Raw genomic sequence first — 17,128 nt, 5'->3', positions numbered from 1 at the left:
TCGCCGCATCGGCGGCAGCGGGATCAGAACACACGAACACGACAGCGAGGCCTTCACAGATCGACACCGACAGGACACCACCAACATCTGCCCGTCATCGGAAACGACAACCCGCATCACCATCAACTGACAACAGCGTATCGGGGAGCACCGACAAGATCGGCTGGCAAGTGTGGGCGTGGGGTGGGTGGTCTCGATACGCCACTCACTTCGTTCGCGGCTACTCGACCAGCGGAGAGGGCGCGGGGTGGGTGGTCTCGATACGCCACTCACTTCGTTCGCGGCTACTCGACCGGCGGAGGGGGCGTGGGGTGAGTGGTCTCGATACGCCGCTCACTTCGTTCGCGGCTACTCGACCGGCGGAGGGGCGCGGCTACTCGACCGGCGGAGGGTCAGCTCACCGTCTTCGGCCAATACCGCTTGCGCAGTTCTCCTTTCACGAGCTTCCCGGTCGGTGTCCGGGGGAGGTCATCGACGAAGTCGACGGTCCGCGGGGCCTTGTAGGATGCGAGCGCCTCTTTGGTGAAGTCGATGAGCTCGGCGGCCAGTTCGGGCGACGGGGCAAAGGCCGGGTCGAGTTGGACGCAGGCCTTCGCCACCTCACCCAGGTCGTCGTCGGGGACTCCGATCACCGCCACGTCGTAGATCGCGGGGTGGCCGACCAGGACGTTCTCCGCCTCCTGCGGATAGATGTTCACTCCGCCGGAGATGATCATGAAGGCCTTGCGGTCTGTCAGGTAGAGGTAACCCTCGTCGTCGACATAGCCCACATCGCCTGTCGTCGACCAGTTCTGATGTTCCGGGTGCTGTGCCTTCCGGGTCTTGTCGGGGTCGTTGTGATACTCGAACGCGACATCGTCACGCTCGAAGTACACCGTGCCGACCTCTCCGGTCGGTATCTCCGTGCCGTCCTCGTCGCAGATGTGGACCACGCCGAGCAGAGGTTTGCCCACGGACCCGGGATGGTCCAAGGCCTCCTGAGGGCCGATGAAGGTGGCTCCCGCCGCCTCGGTGGATGCGTAGTATTCGTGGATCACCGGACCCCACCAGTCGATCATCGCTCGCTTGACCTCGACGGGGCACGGCGCCGCCGCATGGACCGCGATTCGCATGCTGCCGACGTCGTACTGCGCGCGTACGTCGTCGGGCAGCTTGAGCATCCTGATGAACATCGTCGGTACCCACTGACTGTGGGTGACGTGGAATTGTTCGATGGCTTCCAGCGCGTTCTCGGGCTCGAACCGGTCCAGGAAGACGACTGTCCCGCCAACGGAATTCGTGACGCCGCAATACCGCAGTGGCGCAGCGTGATACAGCGGAGCAGGGGAGAGGTACACGGTGTCGGCGTCGAAGCCGTACATCGGTGCGAAGATCGCCGTGTAGGCATCCGGGATCTCGTCGACCTGACCTTGTGGCAAGGGCGTCTTGATGCCCTTGGGCCGGCCGGTGGTACCTGACGAGTACAGCATGTCGGTGCCCCGAGGCTGGTCGGCACGCGGCGCGGCGGACGCCCCGGCGAGAATGCTGTCGTATGAGCCGAATCCGGTTATCTGTCCGCCCCAGGCGATTCGCCGATCCGGCGCGCTCAGGCCTGGGATGGCGTGGGCCTCGGCGACCGCGTCGGCGACCGCGGCGTCGGCGAAGACCGCCTGCGCGTTGCAGTCCGTGAGGATGTAGCCGGTCTCCGCGGCGGTGAGATGGTGGTTGATCGCGGTGACATAGAGTCCGCTGCGAAGGGCCGCCCAGTAGACCTCGAACATGTGCAGGTCGTTCCGCGAGATCATCGCGATGGTGTCCCCCGGACGCAGGCCGAGGGTGTCCAGATGGTTGGCGAGCCGAGTCGAGTTCTCGTCCAATTGCCGGTAGGTCAACTGCTCTCCGGTGGCGGCACGGATGATCGCGGGCTTGTCCGGAGTGGACTTCGCGAATACTCCAGGGAACAACGGGCACTCCTCTGACTGACAGTGGGAACAGTCACCCCGACCGAGACTCTACCGAGCGATCGATCGGGGTGCTGTGCGTCACATTACCCTATGTCCGCGGCCTCGCGGCGGCCGCTAACGCGTCGCGAGGAACCTGTCCATCGTTCGTTCGGCCAGGGCGGTGATCGTCAGGGATGGGTTGACCAATCCGACGGCGCCGGGCACGAACGAACCGTCCACCACGTAGAGGTCGTCGTAGCCCTTGACCGCGCCGTTCATCGACGCGGCCTTTCCCATGACCACACCGCCGAGGCCGTGATACGTGCTCGCCGAGCCGAACCCGATGAGCCGCGAGGACAGCGGAATCCCGTTGGCGGGGTAGCCGTACCGGGTCTCGGTTCGGTAGTGGAACCGTTCGACGAACGCGTTGGCGCGCCGATCGAGGTCGCTGGAACCTTCCGGGTACGGATAGGTGAGGACCGCTCTACGGGTGGCATGGTCGAAGTCGATGCTGCCGCGCTCATCGGTGTGCACCTGGACGAGGTTGGTGGTCAGCGCCTTACCGAGCGGCGACGGCAGGGGGGTCGCCTGGTACACCATCGATGCGGGCCCACCCGGAAGGTCGTCGTCGTAGATCCGCGCGTAACCCGGGCCGCCCTGGACGGCACCGAAGTCTTCGCGGGGGTTGGACCGCGTGGTCAGGAAGTCGCCGTTGCCGCCGAATCCTTCACCGATGCGTGGTGAGAGCCGCGGCAGGATACCGAGTGCCCGTGCGCGCACCAGGAGTTCGGTGGTGTGGAATGAGCCGGCGGCCAGGAAGACGTGATCGGCCTCGGCCCGGACGGTCCGTACCGTCCGGCCACTTTCGTCGAGAACCCGTGCCGTCACGGCGAATCCCCTGCGGCGTGGCCGTTGCCGGATGTCGAAGACTTCGTGCATCGGCAGGATGCGCACGTTGCCGGTCTGCTCCGCGGCGGGCAGGTAGGTGTGGTCGAGGGATTTCTTGGCACCGCTGTTGACGCCGTAGGTCAGGTCCCCGATCGAGACGCCGCGGGGTCGTGTACCGCGTAGCTCCGCGCGAACGAGATCCCAGTCGATCGCGAAATCGAAGAAATGGGGGTCGGCACCGTAGCGGTCGATGACCTTCAACCACGATCGGGCACCGACGTAGTCGGGATGGGACAGGATGTCCGACGGCAGCGGTGAGACGCCGAGCATTCGTTTCGCGCGTGGATAATACGAGCGCTCGAGTTCCGGATAATCGGCCGCCGCAGGGAAGATGAGTTCGAAATCGCGGCGCCTGGGAACTGGCGTGAACGACCCGAACACCAACGATCCGCCACCCACGCCTGCGCCGTATACCGCCTCGATCCCGTTGCCGACCACATGGTCGAGCACCCCGGGGTATGGCTCGACCGGTATCGCGGTCGCGAGGTTCGCACCTGCGGGACTGCCGAACCACGCGGCTCGCTTGTCCGGGTTGGTGAAAGTGGCAAACGTGTCGCCGTCGGGTCGGATCGGCCAACGTCGCCCGCGTTCGAACACGGTCGTCCGGATGCCGGCCCGGCCGAGTCGCAGCGCCGCAACGGATCCGCCGAAACCGGTACCGATGACGATGGCGGTCCGTTCGGTGGCAGGGCCGGCCATGCCGGCACCGCCTGCAGCCGCGAGCCCTCCGGCGGCGAGGGCGGCAGTTCCGATCGCGCCGCGAAGAAACGACCGACGGGTGAGATGTCCCGATCGCCCGTCACGGGGCGAGGGAGCCTTGGCGTCCACCTGATGACCGTATCGGTCGAAACCTGAAGGCGACCTGAAACGCCAGGAACTCTAGTGCTCGGGTCGAACCGACTCCTCCACGAGGTCGAGAACGGCGGTGAGGTCACCCGTGGGCTGTCCGGTGGCGAGGCGGGTGATCAGGCCGTCGAGAACGAGGTCGAGGTATTTGACCAGCACCTCGGTCGGAACGTCGTCGCGCAGTCGACCGGCCTCGCGTCGATGCTCGAGCCGTCTCAGCGTGGCCTGTTCGACATCTGCCGAATGGGACAACCAGGCGGCCCGGAAGGACGCATCGGTGCGCAGCTTGCGCGCGATTTCCAGTCGCGTCCCCAACCAGTCGAAATCCTGTGGCCGAGCAAGCATGTCGCGCATGACCTGGACCAGACCCTGCTCGGCGGCAACGTCGGCCATCCGCTCGGCATCCTCCTGCGCGAGCGCGAGGAAGAGGGCTTCCTTGTCGCGGAAGTGATGGAAGATGGCGCCGCGTGACAATCCGGTCGACTCTTCGATGCGTTTGACGGTCGCCCCGTCGTATCCGTAGTCGGCGAAGCAATGCCGCGCGCCGTCGAGGATCTCTCGACGGCGCGCGGCGAGCCGGTCATCACTGACCTTGGGCACGTCTCGTGCTCCCTGAATTCCTGATCAACGCCGTCAGCTCTTGATCATGTTGCGCAGCACGAACTGCAGGATTCCTCCGTTGCGGTAGTAATCGGCCTCGCCGGGCGTGTCGATCCGCACCTTGGCGTCGAACTCGATCGCCGAGCCGTCTTCCTTGGTGGCGGTGACGTGCACGGTCTGCGGCGTCTCACCGGAGTTGAGTTGCTCGATGCCGCTGATGTCGAAGGTCTCGGTGCCGTCCAGGCCGAGCGACTTGTGTGACTCGCCATCCGGGAACTGCAGCGGGATCACGCCCATACCGATCAGGTTCGACCGGTGGATGCGCTCGAAGCTCTCGGTGATGACGGCCTTCACACCCAGCAGGCTGGTGCCCTTGGCGGCCCAGTCCCGCGACGACCCGGTGCCGTACTCCTTGCCGCCGAGCACGACGAGCGGGGTGTCCTGCGCGGCGTAGTTCTGCGCGGCGTCGTAGATGAACGACTGCGGGGCGCCGTCCTGGGTGAAGTCGCGGGTGTAGCCGCCGGACACACCGTCGAGCAGCTGATTCTGCAGGCGGATGTTGCCGAAGGTCGACCGGATCATCACCTCGTGGTTGCCGCGACGGGCGCCCAGCGAGTTGTAATCCTTGCGCGCAACACCATTCGCGTCGAGGTACTGCGCCGCAGGCGTACCGGGCTTGATCGTCGAGGCCGGTGAGATGTGATCGGTCGTGACCGAGTCACCGAGTTTCGCGAGCACCCGAGCGCCCTTGATGTCGGAGACGGGCGACGGCTCGAGCTGCATGCCCTCGAAGTACGGAGGCTTACGGACATAGGTCGAGTTGTCGTCCCACTCGAAGGTCTTGCCCGCAGGGGTGGGCAGACCCTGCCAACGCTCATCGCCCTTGAAGACGTCGGCGTAGTCGGAGGCGTACTGCTCGGACGAGATCGACTCCTCGATCGTCGTGGCGATCTCCTCGCCCGACGGCCAGATGTCCTTGAGGAACACGTCATTGCCGTCGGTGTCCTGACCGAGCGGATCGGCCTCGAAGTCGAAGTCCATCGTCCCGGCGAGGGCGTAGGCGATCACCAGCGGCGGCGATGCGAGGTAGTTCATCTTCACGTCGGGGTTGATACGACCCTCGAAGTTACGGTTACCCGACAACACCGCGGTGGCGGTCAGATCGTTGTCGTTGATCGCCTTGCTGATCTCCTCGGGCAGCGGGCCCGAGTTGCCGATGCAGGTGGTGCAGCCGTAGCCGACGAGGAAGAAGCCGAGCTTCTCGAGGTAGGGCCACAGGCCGGCCTTCTCGTAGTAGCCGGTGACGACCTGCGAGCCCGGAGCCATCGAGGTCTTCACCCACGGCTTCGCGGTCAAGCCCTTCTCGACGGCCTTCTTGGCCAGCAGGCCCGCACCGAGCATGACCGACGGGTTCGAGGTGTTGGTGCAGCTGGTGATCGACGCGATGGTCACGATGCCGTGGTCGAGGATCATGTCGCCGCGCTCGGCCGAAGTGACCTTGACGGGCTTGGACGGACGGCCCTCGGCGCCCTTCGACGCGTTGTGGGCAGGCTCCTGGTCATCGGAGAAGGAGAGGGTGGCGGCACCGGGGCTGACCGACGGAGCGTCGGATGCCGGGAAGCTCTCCTCGTTCGCCTCGTCGACACCGTTGTGGGCGGGGGTGTTCCCCTCTTCGACGTAGTTGTGGATGTCCTTGCGGAAGGCGTTCTTCGCGTCCCAGAGCTCGATCCGGTCCTGCGGGCGCTTGGGGCCGGCGATCGACGGCACCACGTCGGCGAGGTCGAGCTCGAGGTACTCCGAATAGACCGGTTCCTTGTCGCCGTCGTGCCACATGCCCTGTTCCTTGGCGTATGCCTCGACCAGGGCGAGGGTCTCCTCGCTGCGGCCGGTCAGCTTCAGGTACTTGACGGTCTCCTCGTCGATCGGGAACATCGCGCAGGTCGAGCCGAATTCGGGGCTCATGTTGCCGATGGTGGCGCGATTGGCCAGCGGGACCTCGGCGACGCCCTTCCCGTAGAACTCGACGAACTTGCCGACCACACCGTGCTTGCGCAGCATCTCCGTGATGGTCAGGACCACGTCGGTGGCGGTCACGCCGGGCTTTGTGGCGCCGGTCAGCTTGAAGCCGACCACACGGGGGATGAGCATGGAGACGGGCTGGCCGAGCATCGCGGCCTCGGCCTCGATACCGCCGACACCCCAGCCCAGCACGCCGAGGCCGTTCTCCATCGTGGTGTGCGAATCGGTGCCGATGCACGTGTCGGGGTAGGCCGAGCCGTCGCGCACCATGATCGAACGTGCCAGGTGCTCGATGTTGACCTGGTGGACGATGCCGGTGCCCGGCGGGACGACGCGGAAGTCGTCGAATGCGCCCTGACCCCAGCGGAGGAACTTGTAGCGCTCCTCGTTGCGCTGGTATTCGATTTCGACGTTGCGCTCGAACGCCTGCGCGTTGCCGAAGGCCTCGATGATCACGGAGTGGTCGATGACCATCTCGGCGGGCGCGAGGGGATTGACCTTGTCCGGGTCGCCGCCGAGTTCCTTCACCGCGTCGCGCATGGTTGTCAGGTCGACGATGCAGGGCACACCGGTGAAGTCCTGCATGATCACACGGGCCGGGGTGAACTGGATCTCGATGCTCGGATCGGCGCTCGGATCCCAGTTCGCGATCGCCTCGATGTGTTCTTTGGTGATGTTGGCACCGTCCTCGGTGCGCAGCAGGTTCTCGGCGAGCACCTTGAGCGCATAAGGGAGTTTGTCGGCGCCCTCCACGGCACTCAGCCGGTAGATCTCATACGAGTTGTCGCCCACCTCGAGGGTGCCCTTGGCGCCAAAGGAATCGATACTCACGTCTAATCCACTCTCCTCAAGTGCCGGCGGGCTGCGCCGGCGTGCTTCTCTGATCCGCTCGTCCAACCGGGCGAACCGCTGGGGGTCGTCGGCGAGCGTGGCCGGCCCGTCGACTCTGACCGTGGCACCGACGGGCTGCGTCGGCACGGGTTGCAACAAGTATGTCCGTTGCGATCGCTGTCGCGTGTCCGGGACCGATCTGCGGGGGGCCGATCACGGGGCGGCGACGACATCACCAACCTTAACAGTACGTCCGTACTGTTAACAAGCCGACTCCACCGCTCGCGCGCCGGATCCGGACCGCGAGTATCCGGCCCCTGCCATTCTGTCGTACCGTGCAGCAGGAGGTTTGGCGAGCAGCCACTGTCCGTGCGAATTTAATGCTCGCGAAACCTGGTCGCAGACGCTGTGACACGGCTCGTGACGGTTACCGGGTACCGGTGCGGATGGATGTGAGGATGGCCAGATGAGTCCGGGTGCGACGACTGAGAATGTGGTGGCCCTGCCGGCCGCCGGCGGAACCGCACCCCAGATCATCCCGAGCGACCTCGACATGAACGCGATCCTCGCCGACATCAAGGATGATCATGTCTCGGCGCCTGCGGATCAGGTCGCGGGCCTCCGGGAGGTCGTCGCGCACGCGGACTCCCAGGGTTACGACGTCAGCTTCGTCGTCTTGCCCGACGCGATGAAGTTCACCTACTACCGCGATATCGCGACCGAACTGCAATCCGAGGTGGGCGGGACCGTGATCGTCCTCGGGCCCAATTCGGTCGGCAGTTCCTCGCCGTACTTCAGTCGGGTGCACCAGGAAGAGGCGACCGACAACCTCACCCTCACCAATCCGCCGCTCGCCGCGCGCCAGATGTGGGACCAGATGAACGGTCCGTCCCTGAACTGGACGGCGATCAGCCTGGTGCTCATCGTGATCATCATCATCGGCGCGGTGATCGCCCGCCTGCGGACCCGCAGGCAGCGTGGAGCCACGGCCGAGGGCTCTGCTGCGCTCCCCGGTGATGTCGGTTCCGACGGCGTCCGAACCCACAAGGACCCGGAGCCGGCCGACGAGACATCCACGCCGGGGCCGGGCACCACCGACCTCTCCCGCGACCTGCCCTAGGGTCGCTCGTTCTCCCGGCCTCCACGGCCTGAAACGGGGCCGTCAGCGCCCCCGCTACACGGCGGTTCGAACCGTTTTCGGCACGGCACGCTCGCGCGGCCTTTTCGTTGCGAATTCGATACCTCGACAGAGCTCCGGTCTTTCGCCAGTTCACGGCATTTTCGCAGGTAATCACGCCAATGTAATTCGTTACGCCTGTTTTCCGATGTGTCCGATGTGACGTACGGTTCTGTTGTCACGTGTGGTGTCCAAGTGATGAAGGGCAGCGCATGTGGTGCATGGTGCAGGTCGAGAAAGGGTCGGGATCGGACGGGCACCGACGTCGCAACGGTGCGGATGTGGCGGGGCATGCCGCAAACGGCAAGGGAGATCTGGTGAGGCGAGGGAATACCGGTGTGGCGCGTGGGGGACCACCGGCGCCCGGAGCGCAGCGAGTCGGCGGTCTGTCGCCGTTCGCACGCCTCTGTGTGCTCGTGGTCATCGTCGTCCTCGGCGCGATCGGAGCCGGAACGGCGCAGGCGGCCCCCGAACGAGGCAAATCAGGAAAATCGGGCGTGTCGACGCTGATCAATCAGATCGCCAAGGCCAACCAGAACATCGCCGACCTCGACAATGCGATCGCGGTACGGCAGGAGAACGTCAACCGTGCGCTCGTCGACTTCCAGAACTCGGTGGCCGCGCAACACCTCGCCAACGTCGCGGCCACGTCGTCGAAGCGTTCGCTCGCCCAGGCGGGCCGCCGGGTCGCGCAAGCGCAGAAGGACTTCGATCGTTTCGCCCGCGATGTCTATCGCCAGGGCAGCTCGCAGAACTCGATGTCGAACTACGTCTCCTCGGACAACCCGCAGTCGGTGCTGGACCGGGTGACCGTCCTCGACCGTCTGGGCAAGCAGCAGCGCGACACGATCGAACGCCTTCAGGTCGCCCGGAACCAGCAGGCCAATCGCGTCGCCGCGGTGGAGGCCACCAAGCGGCAGGCGGCTTTCGCCACCAAGAGCGCCCAGACGCGCAAAGACGACGCCCTCGCCGCCGTCTCCGAAGCGCGCTCGGCAGCCGCCTCCGAACAGCAACGCCGGGGCACGCTGATCCAGAAGCGCGACAAGGTGCAGGCGTCCCTGGACAAGATCCGGGGGGTAGTGCCCAAGCGTGAGGTCGAGGGCCCGACGACCGACCAGCTCCTGCAGAACCTCTTCCCGGATTCGCCGAGCACTCCCGCGGCGCCGTCGACTCCCGGCTCTCCGGCGGCAGGCGGTGGCGACAACCAGGCGCTCGCGGTCGCGGCCGAGGCGGCGGCGAAGCTCGCCCTCGACGTCGGCCAGAAAGTTCTCGCCGGGGTGGTCGGCCGGCAGCAGGTCCCGCATTCGCAGTTGCTCGACGAACTCGGCGTCGGTGGTTCCGACATGACCGGCAGCGGGCCCGACTCCTTGAGTTCGGCGCTGGGTTCGGGCAGCCTCGGCAGTCTGTTCGGCAGTTCGTCCGGCGGCGGCATGGTCCGTCCGGGCCTGCGCGGACCGCAGGCCGTCGAGATCGTCGTCAATCGGGGCCTGTCACAGCTCAACGTCCCCTATGCATGGGGTGGCGGAGACGCGAACGGTCCGACGCGCGGCATCCGCGACGGCGGCGTCGCCGACAGCTACGGCGACTACAACAAGACCGGTTTCGATTGCTCGGGGTTGATGATCTACGCCTTCGCCGGTGTCGGGATCGACCTGCCGCACTACACCGGCTATCAGTACACCTCGGGTCCGCAGTTCCCGCTGTCGCAGATGAAGCGCGGCGACATGATCTTCTACGGTCCGAACGCGAGTCAGCACGTGGCGCTCTACCTCGGCGACAACAAGATGTTGGAGGCGCCGGAGTCCGGGTCGGTCGTCAAGGTGTCGCCGCTGCGCACCAGCGGGGCCATGCCCAACGTCGTGCGCCTGCTCTGAGCATTCGCGCGCACCCGTGACCCTTCTTGGCCCCCGTTCAGGCAACGCGACTAGGCTGGCAGCGACACGACAGGCCGCCCTGTATTGCTGCTCAACTCGTAGATGAACAAGGAGCACCGGTTGACCTCTTCGCATCCCCCTGCCGAACCCGCGGGCGGAGCCGGCCGCGACGGATCGGTCTCGCTCTCCGACGCCGACGTCAAGCTGCTGGAACGAGCGATCTACGAGGTGAAACGGGTCATCGTCGGGCAGGACGAGCTCGTCGAGCGCATCCTGGTCGGCCTTCTGGCACGTGGCCACATCCTGCTAGAAGGTGTGCCGGGCGTGGCCAAGACCCTCGCGGTCGAGACATTCGCCACCGTGGTCGGCGGCTCGTTCTCCCGCGTGCAGTTCACTCCTGACCTGGTCCCGACCGACCTCATCGGTACCCGTATCTACCGTCAGGGCCGCGAGGAGTTCGACACCGAACTCGGCCCGGTGGTGGCGAACTTCCTGCTCGCCGACGAGATCAACCGGGCTCCCGCCAAGGTGCAGTCGGCCCTGCTCGAGGTTATGGCCGAGCGGCACGTCTCGATCGGCGGCACCACCTATCCGATGCCCGACCCGTTCCTGGTGATGGCAACCCAGAACCCGATCGAGAACGAGGGCGTCTACCCGCTGCCCGAGGCACAGCGCGACCGCTTCCTGTTCAAGGTGCTCGTCGACTATCCGACCGTCGAAGAAGAGCGTGAGATCGTCTACCGGATGGGCAACGTCCCACCGACGGCGTCGCAGATCCTCGACCCGGAGACGATGATCCGACTCCAGCGGACCGCCGCCGACGTCTTCGTCCACCATGCACTCGTCGACTACGTCGTGCGGGTCATCAATGCCACCCGTCGTCCGGGCGAGCTCGGGATGACCGACGTCGCCGCCTGGCTCTCCTACGGTGCCTCGCCTCGTGCGACCCTCGGGATCGTCGCGGCCGCACGCGCTCTCGCTCTGGTGCGGGGACGCGACTACGTGATCCCGCAGGACGTGGTCGAGATCATTCCCGATGTCCTGCGGCATCGCCTGGTGCTCAGCTACGACGCGCTCGCGGACGAGGTGGACGCCGACCAGGTGATCACCCGGGTGCTGCAGACGGTGGGATTGCCACAGGTCGGCGCGCAACCGGTGGCACCCGCTGCGTACTCGGGTTCACCTGCACAAGCGGGCCCGCCACCGGGGCAGGGGACTGTCAATCAGCAAGCACCGCAACAGCATCCGGGCCAGACGAATGGCGCTGCGGTGAATCAGGCGCCGCCGCGGTATGCCGGCCAATAGCGAGCTGCCGTCGCTCGGCGCCGGCCTCCTGTCCGAACCGCAGCTCACCGCCGCGTTGCGGACGCTGGAGCTGACTGTGCGCCGCAAGCTCGACGGCGTGTTGCAAGGGGAGCATCTGGGCCTGATCCCCGGTCCCGGATCCGAACCGGGGGAGGCCCGGGCGTATCAGCCCGGCGACGACATCCGGCGGATGGAATGGTCGGTCACCGCGCGCACCACCCAGCCCCACGTCCGGCAGATGATCGCCGACCGCGAGCTGGAGACCTGGCTCGTCGTCGATGTGTCGGCAAGCCTCGACTTCGGCACCGTCAACTGCACGAAACGAGATCTGGCAGTGGCGGCTGCGGCCGCCCTCGTGCACCTCACCTCCGGCGGCGGCAACCGCCACGGAGCCATCGTCGTGACCGGCGATCAGCTCGTCCGTGTGCCCGCCCGCAGCGGTCGTGCCCATGCCCAGAACCTGCTGAAGGCCATCGCGACCACCACTCGCGCGTCGACGGGGGTGCGGGGTGACCTGCACGCCGGGATCGAGGCGTTGCGACGCCCTCAGCGGCGCCGCGGCCTCGCCGTGGTGATCAGTGATTTCCTCGGTCCGATCGACTGGGAACGGTCATTGCGCGCGATCGGCGCGCACCACGAGCTGCTGGCGGTGGAGGTACTCGATCCGCGCGATCTCGAGCTGCCCGACATCGGTGAGGTGACCCTCGCGGATGCCGAATCCGGCGAGGTCCGCGACATCACGATCACCCCGGCGGTCCGCCGGGATTTCGCGGCCGCGGCGCGCGCACACCAGCAGAAGGTGCATCGCACCATCCGTAGCTGCGGAGGACCCGTGCTGAGTCTGTCCACAGATCGGGACTGGATCACCGACACCGTCAAGTTCGTCGCCCAGCGACGTCGCGGCCTCGCCGCCGGGGTCGGGTGACGCCGGCGTGTCGTTCCTGGCGAGCCCATGGTGGCTCCTGCTTCTCCTGGTCGTGGCCGGACTCGGCGCCGCCTATGTCTATGTCCAGCGGCTGCGTCGCAAGCGGGCACTGACCTTCGCGAACCTCGACCTGCTCAACCGGGTGGCGCCCCAACAGCGCAACCGCTGGCAGCATGTGCCGATCGCGCTGCTGCTCGTGGCGCTGATCCTGCTCGTCGTCGGGGTCGCCGCACCGCAGGCCGACCGTCGCGTGCCCCGGAACAAGGCAACCGTCATCCTCGTGATGGACGTCTCCCGGTCGATGAACGCGACCGATGTGTCGCCGTCGCGTATCAAGGCCGCCCAGGACGCGGCGCGGAAGTTCGCGGACGAGCTGACCGACGGCATCAACCTCGGCCTGATCTCCTACGCGGGCACCGCGTCGACCCTGGTGTCACCGACCCCAGACCACAATGCGACCAAGGAAGCCGTCGACAAGCTCCGCCTCGACGACAAGACGGCCACCGGCGAGGGAATCTTCGCGGCCATCCAGCAGATCAAGACCCTCAACGCCGTCCTCGGCGGGGATGCGGCGGCGCCTCCTGCTCGGGTCGTGCTGCTCTCCGATGGCAAGGAGACTGTCCCCGACAACCCGGACGATCCGCGCGGCGCGTTCACGGCGGCCCGCAAGGCCAAGGAGGAGAAGATCCCGGTATCGAGCATCTCCTTCGGGACGATGAGCGGCACTGTCGATCTCGAGGGCGACCCGGTCCCGGTCCCGGTCGACGACGAGTCGTTGCGCAAGATCGCCAATCTCAGTGGCGGACAGTTCTTCACGGCGTCGAGCCTGGATGAGCTCAACAAGGTCTACGAGACCCTCCAACAGCAGATCGGCTACGAGAAACGCCGAGGCGACAACTCTCGTCCGTGGCTGATCGCCGGTACCTTGTTAGCGCTGCTCTCGGCGTTCGCGGCGCTGGCCATCAACCGGCGACTGCCCTGACAGCGACCGCAGTGACATCAGAACAGTGACGAACGGATAGGTTGGCCACCATGGCAGACAGCAACGAAGCTCAGCAGGTCTCCCGGTCGGTCCTGGTGACCGGCGGTAACCGCGGGATCGGTCTCGCGGTCGCCCGCCGCCTGGCCGCGGACGGCCACAAGGTGGCGGTGACGCACCGCGGTTCGGGTGCACCCGACGGTCTGTTCGGTGTGCAGTGCGACGTCACCGACAACGAATCGGTGGAGCGCGCCTTCGACGAGGTCGCCGAGCACCAGGGTCCGGTCGAGGTGCTGGTGGCCAACGCGGGTATCACCGAGAACATGCTGCTGATGCGGCTGAGCGAGGAATCCTTCGAGAAGGTCATCGACGCCAACCTCACCGGGGCCTTCCGCTGTGCCAAGCGGGCCACCAAGGGTATGCAGCGCGCCAAGTGGGGCCGCATGATCTTCCTCGGCTCGGTTGTCGCGATGTCGGGCATTCCAGGGCAGGTCAATTACGCAGCGTCCAAGGCGGGCCTCATCGGTATGGCTCGATCGATCGCCCGCGAGGTCGGCTCGCGCAACATCACCGCGAATGTCGTGGCACCGGGTTTCATCGAGACCGACATGACCGCCGCGATGGAGGACCGCTACGTGGACATGGCCAAGCAGGCGATCCCGCTCGGCCGCGTCGGCCAGCCGGAGGACGTCGCCGCGACCATCAGTTTCCTCGCGTCCGACCAGGGCAACTACATCACCGGCGCGGTGATCCCGGTCGACGGCGGCATGGGCATGGGCAACTGACCTTCTCACCTCGGACCACCAGACACCTCAGGAGCGAATCGTGACAGGAATTCTCGACGGCAAGACCGTCCTCATCACCGGCATCATCACCGATGCCTCGATCGCTTTCCATGCGGCGGCGATGGCACAGGAGCAGGGCGCCAAGGTGATCATCACCGGCATCCCGGAGCGACTGAGGCTGATCGATCGGATCGCCAAGCGACTGCCTCAGGAGGTGCCGCCGGCGATCGGGCTCGACATCACGAGTGAGGACGACCTGAACGCCTTGGCCGACAAGGTCAGGGAGCTCGCGCCCGAAGGCATCGACGGTGTGATGCATTCGATCGCCTTCGCGCCCCGCACCCTGATGGGACCGGAGGCCGTGCCGTTCCTCGAAGGTCCGGGCCCGGACGCCGCCAAGGCCTTCGAGATCTCCGCATGGAGCTACGCCTCGCTCGCCCGGGCGGTCCTGCCCGCCATGAACGAGGGTGGCTCGATCGTCGGTATGGACTTCGATCCACGCACGGCGTTGCCGTACTACAACTGGATGGGCGTCGCCAAGGCCGCGCTCGAATCGGTCAACCGCTATGTGGCCCGCGAGGTCGGTACCGCCAAGAGGATCCGATCGAATCTGGTCGCGGCGGGCCCGATCAAGACGCTCGCGGCCAAGGCGATTGCCGGCACCGCAACCGATGACGCCAAACAGTTGACCATGCTCAACACCTACTGGGACGGTGCATCGCCGATCGGATGGGACGTCGACGACCCGACCGTGGTCGCGAAGTCGGTGTGCGCCTTGCTCTCCGACTGGTTGCCGGGCACCACCGGTTCGATCGTGTACGTCGACGGCGGTGCGAGCCACAACACCTGGTTCCCGGAGAACTTCGCGGGCTAGTGGACGCGTCAGCGTATTCATCGCCGGTCGGTGCGGCCGCCTCGACGCGCTTCGACGCGGTCCTGTTCCTGAGCTTCGGCGGACCGGACGGACCCGACGATGTGATGCCGTTCCTGGAGAACGTCACTCGTGGCCGGGGCGTCCCGCGTGAGCGCCTCGAGGCGGTCGCGGAACACTACCTCCACTTCGGCGGCGTCTCACCGATCAATCGCCTCAACCTGGAGATGATCGGCGCGCTGCGGTCTGCGCTCACCGACCGCGGTCGGGAACTGCCGGTCTACTTCGGTAATCGCAACTGGCATCCGATGATCGAGGACACCCTCGCACGGATCTATCGCGACGGGCATCGACGGATACTGGTGTTCCCGACCTCGGCCTGGGCCGGCTATTCGGGTTGCCGTCAGTATCACGAGGACATTGCCCGGGCGATCGATGCGCTGGCCGCGTCGGAGCCGGCGAGCATAGAGGATCCGGTGGTGCTGCGGAAACTGCCGCAGTACTGGGACGAACCGGCGGTCATCGCGGCCGGTGCCGACGCGGTCCGTCGGGCGCGGGCGCAGTTACCGTCGGCCGGTGTCGAGCCGCGTCTGGTGTTCACCGCGCATTCGGTCCCGGAGTCGGCGGATCGGGCCGCAGGCCCGGCCGCCGAGGGCGGTGGGCGGTATTCGGCACAGGTGTACGCGGCATCGTCGGCGGTGGCCGACGCCGTCGGCTGCCGCGATTTCGATCAGGTCTGGCAGTCGCGTTCCGGCCCACCTCAGGTTCCGTGGCTCGAACCCGACATCTGCGATCACCTGGAAACCATTGCCGAACAAGGTGTTCGGCAGGTGGTGGTGTTCCCGGTCGGGTTCATCTCCGATCATCTCGAGGTGATCTGGGATCTCGACAACGAGGCAGCCGAGGTGGCTGGGCGACTCGGTCTCGACTACGTGCGCGCCGACACGGTCGGAACCGACCCGCGGTTCGTCGAGATGATCGCCGATCTCGTCGAGCGGTATGTCGACGGCCGGGGTGATCAGACCGCGATGGGCTGTGGTGACAACGGACGGGTGTGCCGGCCGGACTGCTGTGTCCCGGTCGCGCGTCCACGGCCGGTTTCGGCCTGATCGCAGCCGTACTGCCGGTGCGCGAATCCTCTGGGGCGTCCGTGAGTCCGGCCTGCGGCGTCAGCGATCGGCAGGCAGGTGTTCGACGATGACCCGGTTGACCGCGGCCGCCCGGGCTGCGCGCGCGAGACCCGACAGCCGTCTCAGGCGTGAGTCCCCGGTCTCGACGTGGCGCGCGGTCACGCCGAACGTGGGGGCGTGCGCCCCGGCCAAGGTGATGATCGCCTCGACCTGGGCGGCGGAGTCGATCACCCGGGTGGCCCGGATGTCGTCGTGCGGCGGCAAGATCACCTGATGTCGCGCGGTGAGGGCGGTGAGGGTGGTGCGCAACTCGGCGCCACCGGACCGGCCACCCGCGCTCCCGAGTCCACCGATGATCGTCGCCGTCTCCCGGATCGCCTCGCGCAGTTCATATTCCACCTGCCCCAACGGCTCGGGCCGCACGATCGGCACCTCGCTGCGAAAACGATGGATCGTCCACCGGCAGGTGTCGCCGTCGAGCGTCGGGGTCAGCCCGATGGTCGATGACGACGTGACATCACCGTGGATCAGCAGGATCTCGCCTACCTCGAGACCCGCGGTGGTGGCGGGATCCGGCGGAAGGCCCTGCGGGGCACCCGATGTCGGCAGTCTCACCTCGATCTGCCGGGCTCGACGGAGGACCGTCAGCAGGCCGAGTCGTGCGTCGCTGTCGCCTGCGACGTCGACGATCGCGTCGGGGTCGACGACGAGGTGTCGGTTGGCGAACTCGGACATGGTGTCGATCACGTCATCCGGTGCGCAGCGACCGGCAAGCCAGGCCGCAGCCCATGCGCCCAGCGCACAGCCCGGCCAGGCGGGTGGGCCGGAGACGAAGAGGTCGGTGCTGGTCATAGGTTTTCCACGATAGGCGAGCGGTCGGATTCCGGGAAACCCGGCGTGGCTCGAATGGTTCGCA

The 17,128-nt window shown here is 66.5% G+C and carries 13 protein-coding genes; 8 read left to right on the top strand and 5 right to left on the bottom strand.

The features are described from left to right. Positions 1 to 392: 392 nt before the first annotated feature. From IDF66_RS22350 to IDF66_RS22335, 4 genes are all read right to left on the bottom strand, one after another. On the bottom strand, positions 393 to 1,943 hold the full coding sequence (locus tag IDF66_RS22350; protein ID WP_190268652.1) for an acyl-CoA synthetase: 1,551 nt from the start codon (positions 1,941 to 1,943) through the stop codon (positions 393 to 395). 114 nt (positions 1,944 to 2,057) lie between these two features. After that, entirely contained in the window at positions 2,058 to 3,623 is a 1,566-nt protein-coding gene (locus IDF66_RS22345) for a GMC oxidoreductase (RefSeq protein WP_387999745.1), read from the bottom strand. Positions 3,624 to 3,749: 126 nt separating this feature from the next. Further along, positions 3,750 to 4,316 carry a TetR/AcrR family transcriptional regulator gene (locus tag IDF66_RS22340; RefSeq protein WP_164309620.1) on the bottom strand — a complete coding sequence of 189 codons (567 nt, stop codon included), beginning with the start codon at positions 4,314 to 4,316 and terminating at the stop codon, positions 3,750 to 3,752. A 33-nt stretch (positions 4,317 to 4,349) separates the two neighbouring features. Next, the gene (locus IDF66_RS22335; RefSeq protein ID WP_190268651.1) at positions 4,350 to 7,166 is read right to left on the bottom strand and encodes an aconitate hydratase; all 2,817 of its coding nucleotides are present in this window, start codon (positions 7,164 to 7,166) and stop codon (positions 4,350 to 4,352) included. A 466-nt stretch (positions 7,167 to 7,632) separates the two neighbouring features. On the opposite strand from IDF66_RS22335, the gene IDF66_RS22330 reads away from it, so the two are divergent. The 8 genes from IDF66_RS22330 (at position 7,633) to IDF66_RS22295 (ending at position 16,191) form a co-directional block, all read left to right on the top strand. Next, positions 7,633 to 8,286, top strand: a complete 654-nt coding sequence (locus tag IDF66_RS22330; RefSeq protein ID WP_190268650.1) for an Rv1476 family membrane protein — start codon at positions 7,633 to 7,635, stop codon at positions 8,284 to 8,286. Positions 8,287 to 8,660: 374 nt separating this feature from the next. Then, positions 8,661 to 10,217: an NlpC/P60 family protein gene (locus IDF66_RS22325; protein WP_387999531.1), complete on the top strand. Its 1,557-nt coding sequence runs from the start codon at positions 8,661 to 8,663 to the stop codon at positions 10,215 to 10,217. A gap of 120 nt (positions 10,218 to 10,337) precedes the next feature. Beyond that, positions 10,338 to 11,522 (top strand): AAA family ATPase, encoded by a 1,185-nt coding sequence (locus IDF66_RS22320; protein ID WP_164309624.1) that lies wholly within the window; start codon positions 10,338 to 10,340, stop codon positions 11,520 to 11,522. After that, entirely contained in the window at positions 11,509 to 12,447 is a 939-nt protein-coding gene (locus tag IDF66_RS22315) for a DUF58 domain-containing protein (protein ID WP_164309625.1), read from the top strand. The genes IDF66_RS22320 and IDF66_RS22315 overlap by 14 nt, the downstream gene beginning before the upstream one ends. A gap of 7 nt (positions 12,448 to 12,454) precedes the next feature. Further along, a complete protein-coding gene (locus IDF66_RS22310) occupies positions 12,455 to 13,429 on the top strand; it encodes a VWA domain-containing protein (protein WP_190268648.1) in 975 nt (324 codons plus the stop codon). Positions 13,430 to 13,479: 50 nt separating this feature from the next. Further along, the gene (gene fabG1 / locus IDF66_RS22305; protein WP_161059149.1) at positions 13,480 to 14,211 is read left to right on the top strand and encodes a 3-oxoacyl-ACP reductase FabG1; all 732 of its coding nucleotides are present in this window, start codon (positions 13,480 to 13,482) and stop codon (positions 14,209 to 14,211) included. Between the two features lie 40 nt (positions 14,212 to 14,251). Next, positions 14,252 to 15,085: an NADH-dependent enoyl-ACP reductase InhA gene (inhA, locus tag IDF66_RS22300; protein WP_164309627.1), complete on the top strand. Its 834-nt coding sequence runs from the start codon at positions 14,252 to 14,254 to the stop codon at positions 15,083 to 15,085. Next, positions 15,085 to 16,191, top strand: a complete 1,107-nt coding sequence (locus IDF66_RS22295) for a ferrochelatase (protein ID WP_190268647.1) — start codon at positions 15,085 to 15,087, stop codon at positions 16,189 to 16,191. The genes inhA and IDF66_RS22295 overlap by 1 nt, the downstream gene beginning before the upstream one ends. A 60-nt stretch (positions 16,192 to 16,251) precedes the next feature. On the opposite strand, the gene IDF66_RS22290 is transcribed toward IDF66_RS22295, so the two are convergent. Next, positions 16,252 to 17,064 (bottom strand): hypothetical protein, encoded by an 813-nt coding sequence (locus IDF66_RS22290; protein ID WP_190268646.1) that lies wholly within the window; start codon positions 17,062 to 17,064, stop codon positions 16,252 to 16,254. Positions 17,065 to 17,128: the final 64 nt, after the last annotated feature.

It is taken from the genome of Gordonia hankookensis (genome assembly GCF_014673215.1).
In the GTDB taxonomy this organism is placed as follows: domain Bacteria; phylum Actinomycetota; class Actinomycetes; order Mycobacteriales; family Mycobacteriaceae; genus Gordonia; species Gordonia hankookensis.
Note: the sequence above shows the minus strand (reverse complement) of the source record. Positions and strands in the feature narration are given on the sequence as shown.

What these genes read in the sequence shown, in the direction of transcription:
- IDF66_RS22315 (WP_164309625.1), top strand. Translation starts at nt 11,509, where the DNA reads ATGCCGGCCAATAGCGAGCTGCCGTCGCTCGGCGCCGGCCTCCTGTCC.
- IDF66_RS22290 (WP_190268646.1), bottom strand. Translation starts at nt 17,064, where the DNA reads ATGACCAGCACCGACCTCTTCGTCTCCGGCCCACCCGCCTGGCCGGGC.
- fabG1 (WP_161059149.1), top strand. Translation starts at nt 13,480, where the DNA reads ATGGCAGACAGCAACGAAGCTCAGCAGGTCTCCCGGTCGGTCCTGGTG.
- IDF66_RS22330 (WP_190268650.1), top strand. Translation starts at nt 7,633, where the DNA reads ATGAGTCCGGGTGCGACGACTGAGAATGTGGTGGCCCTGCCGGCCGCC.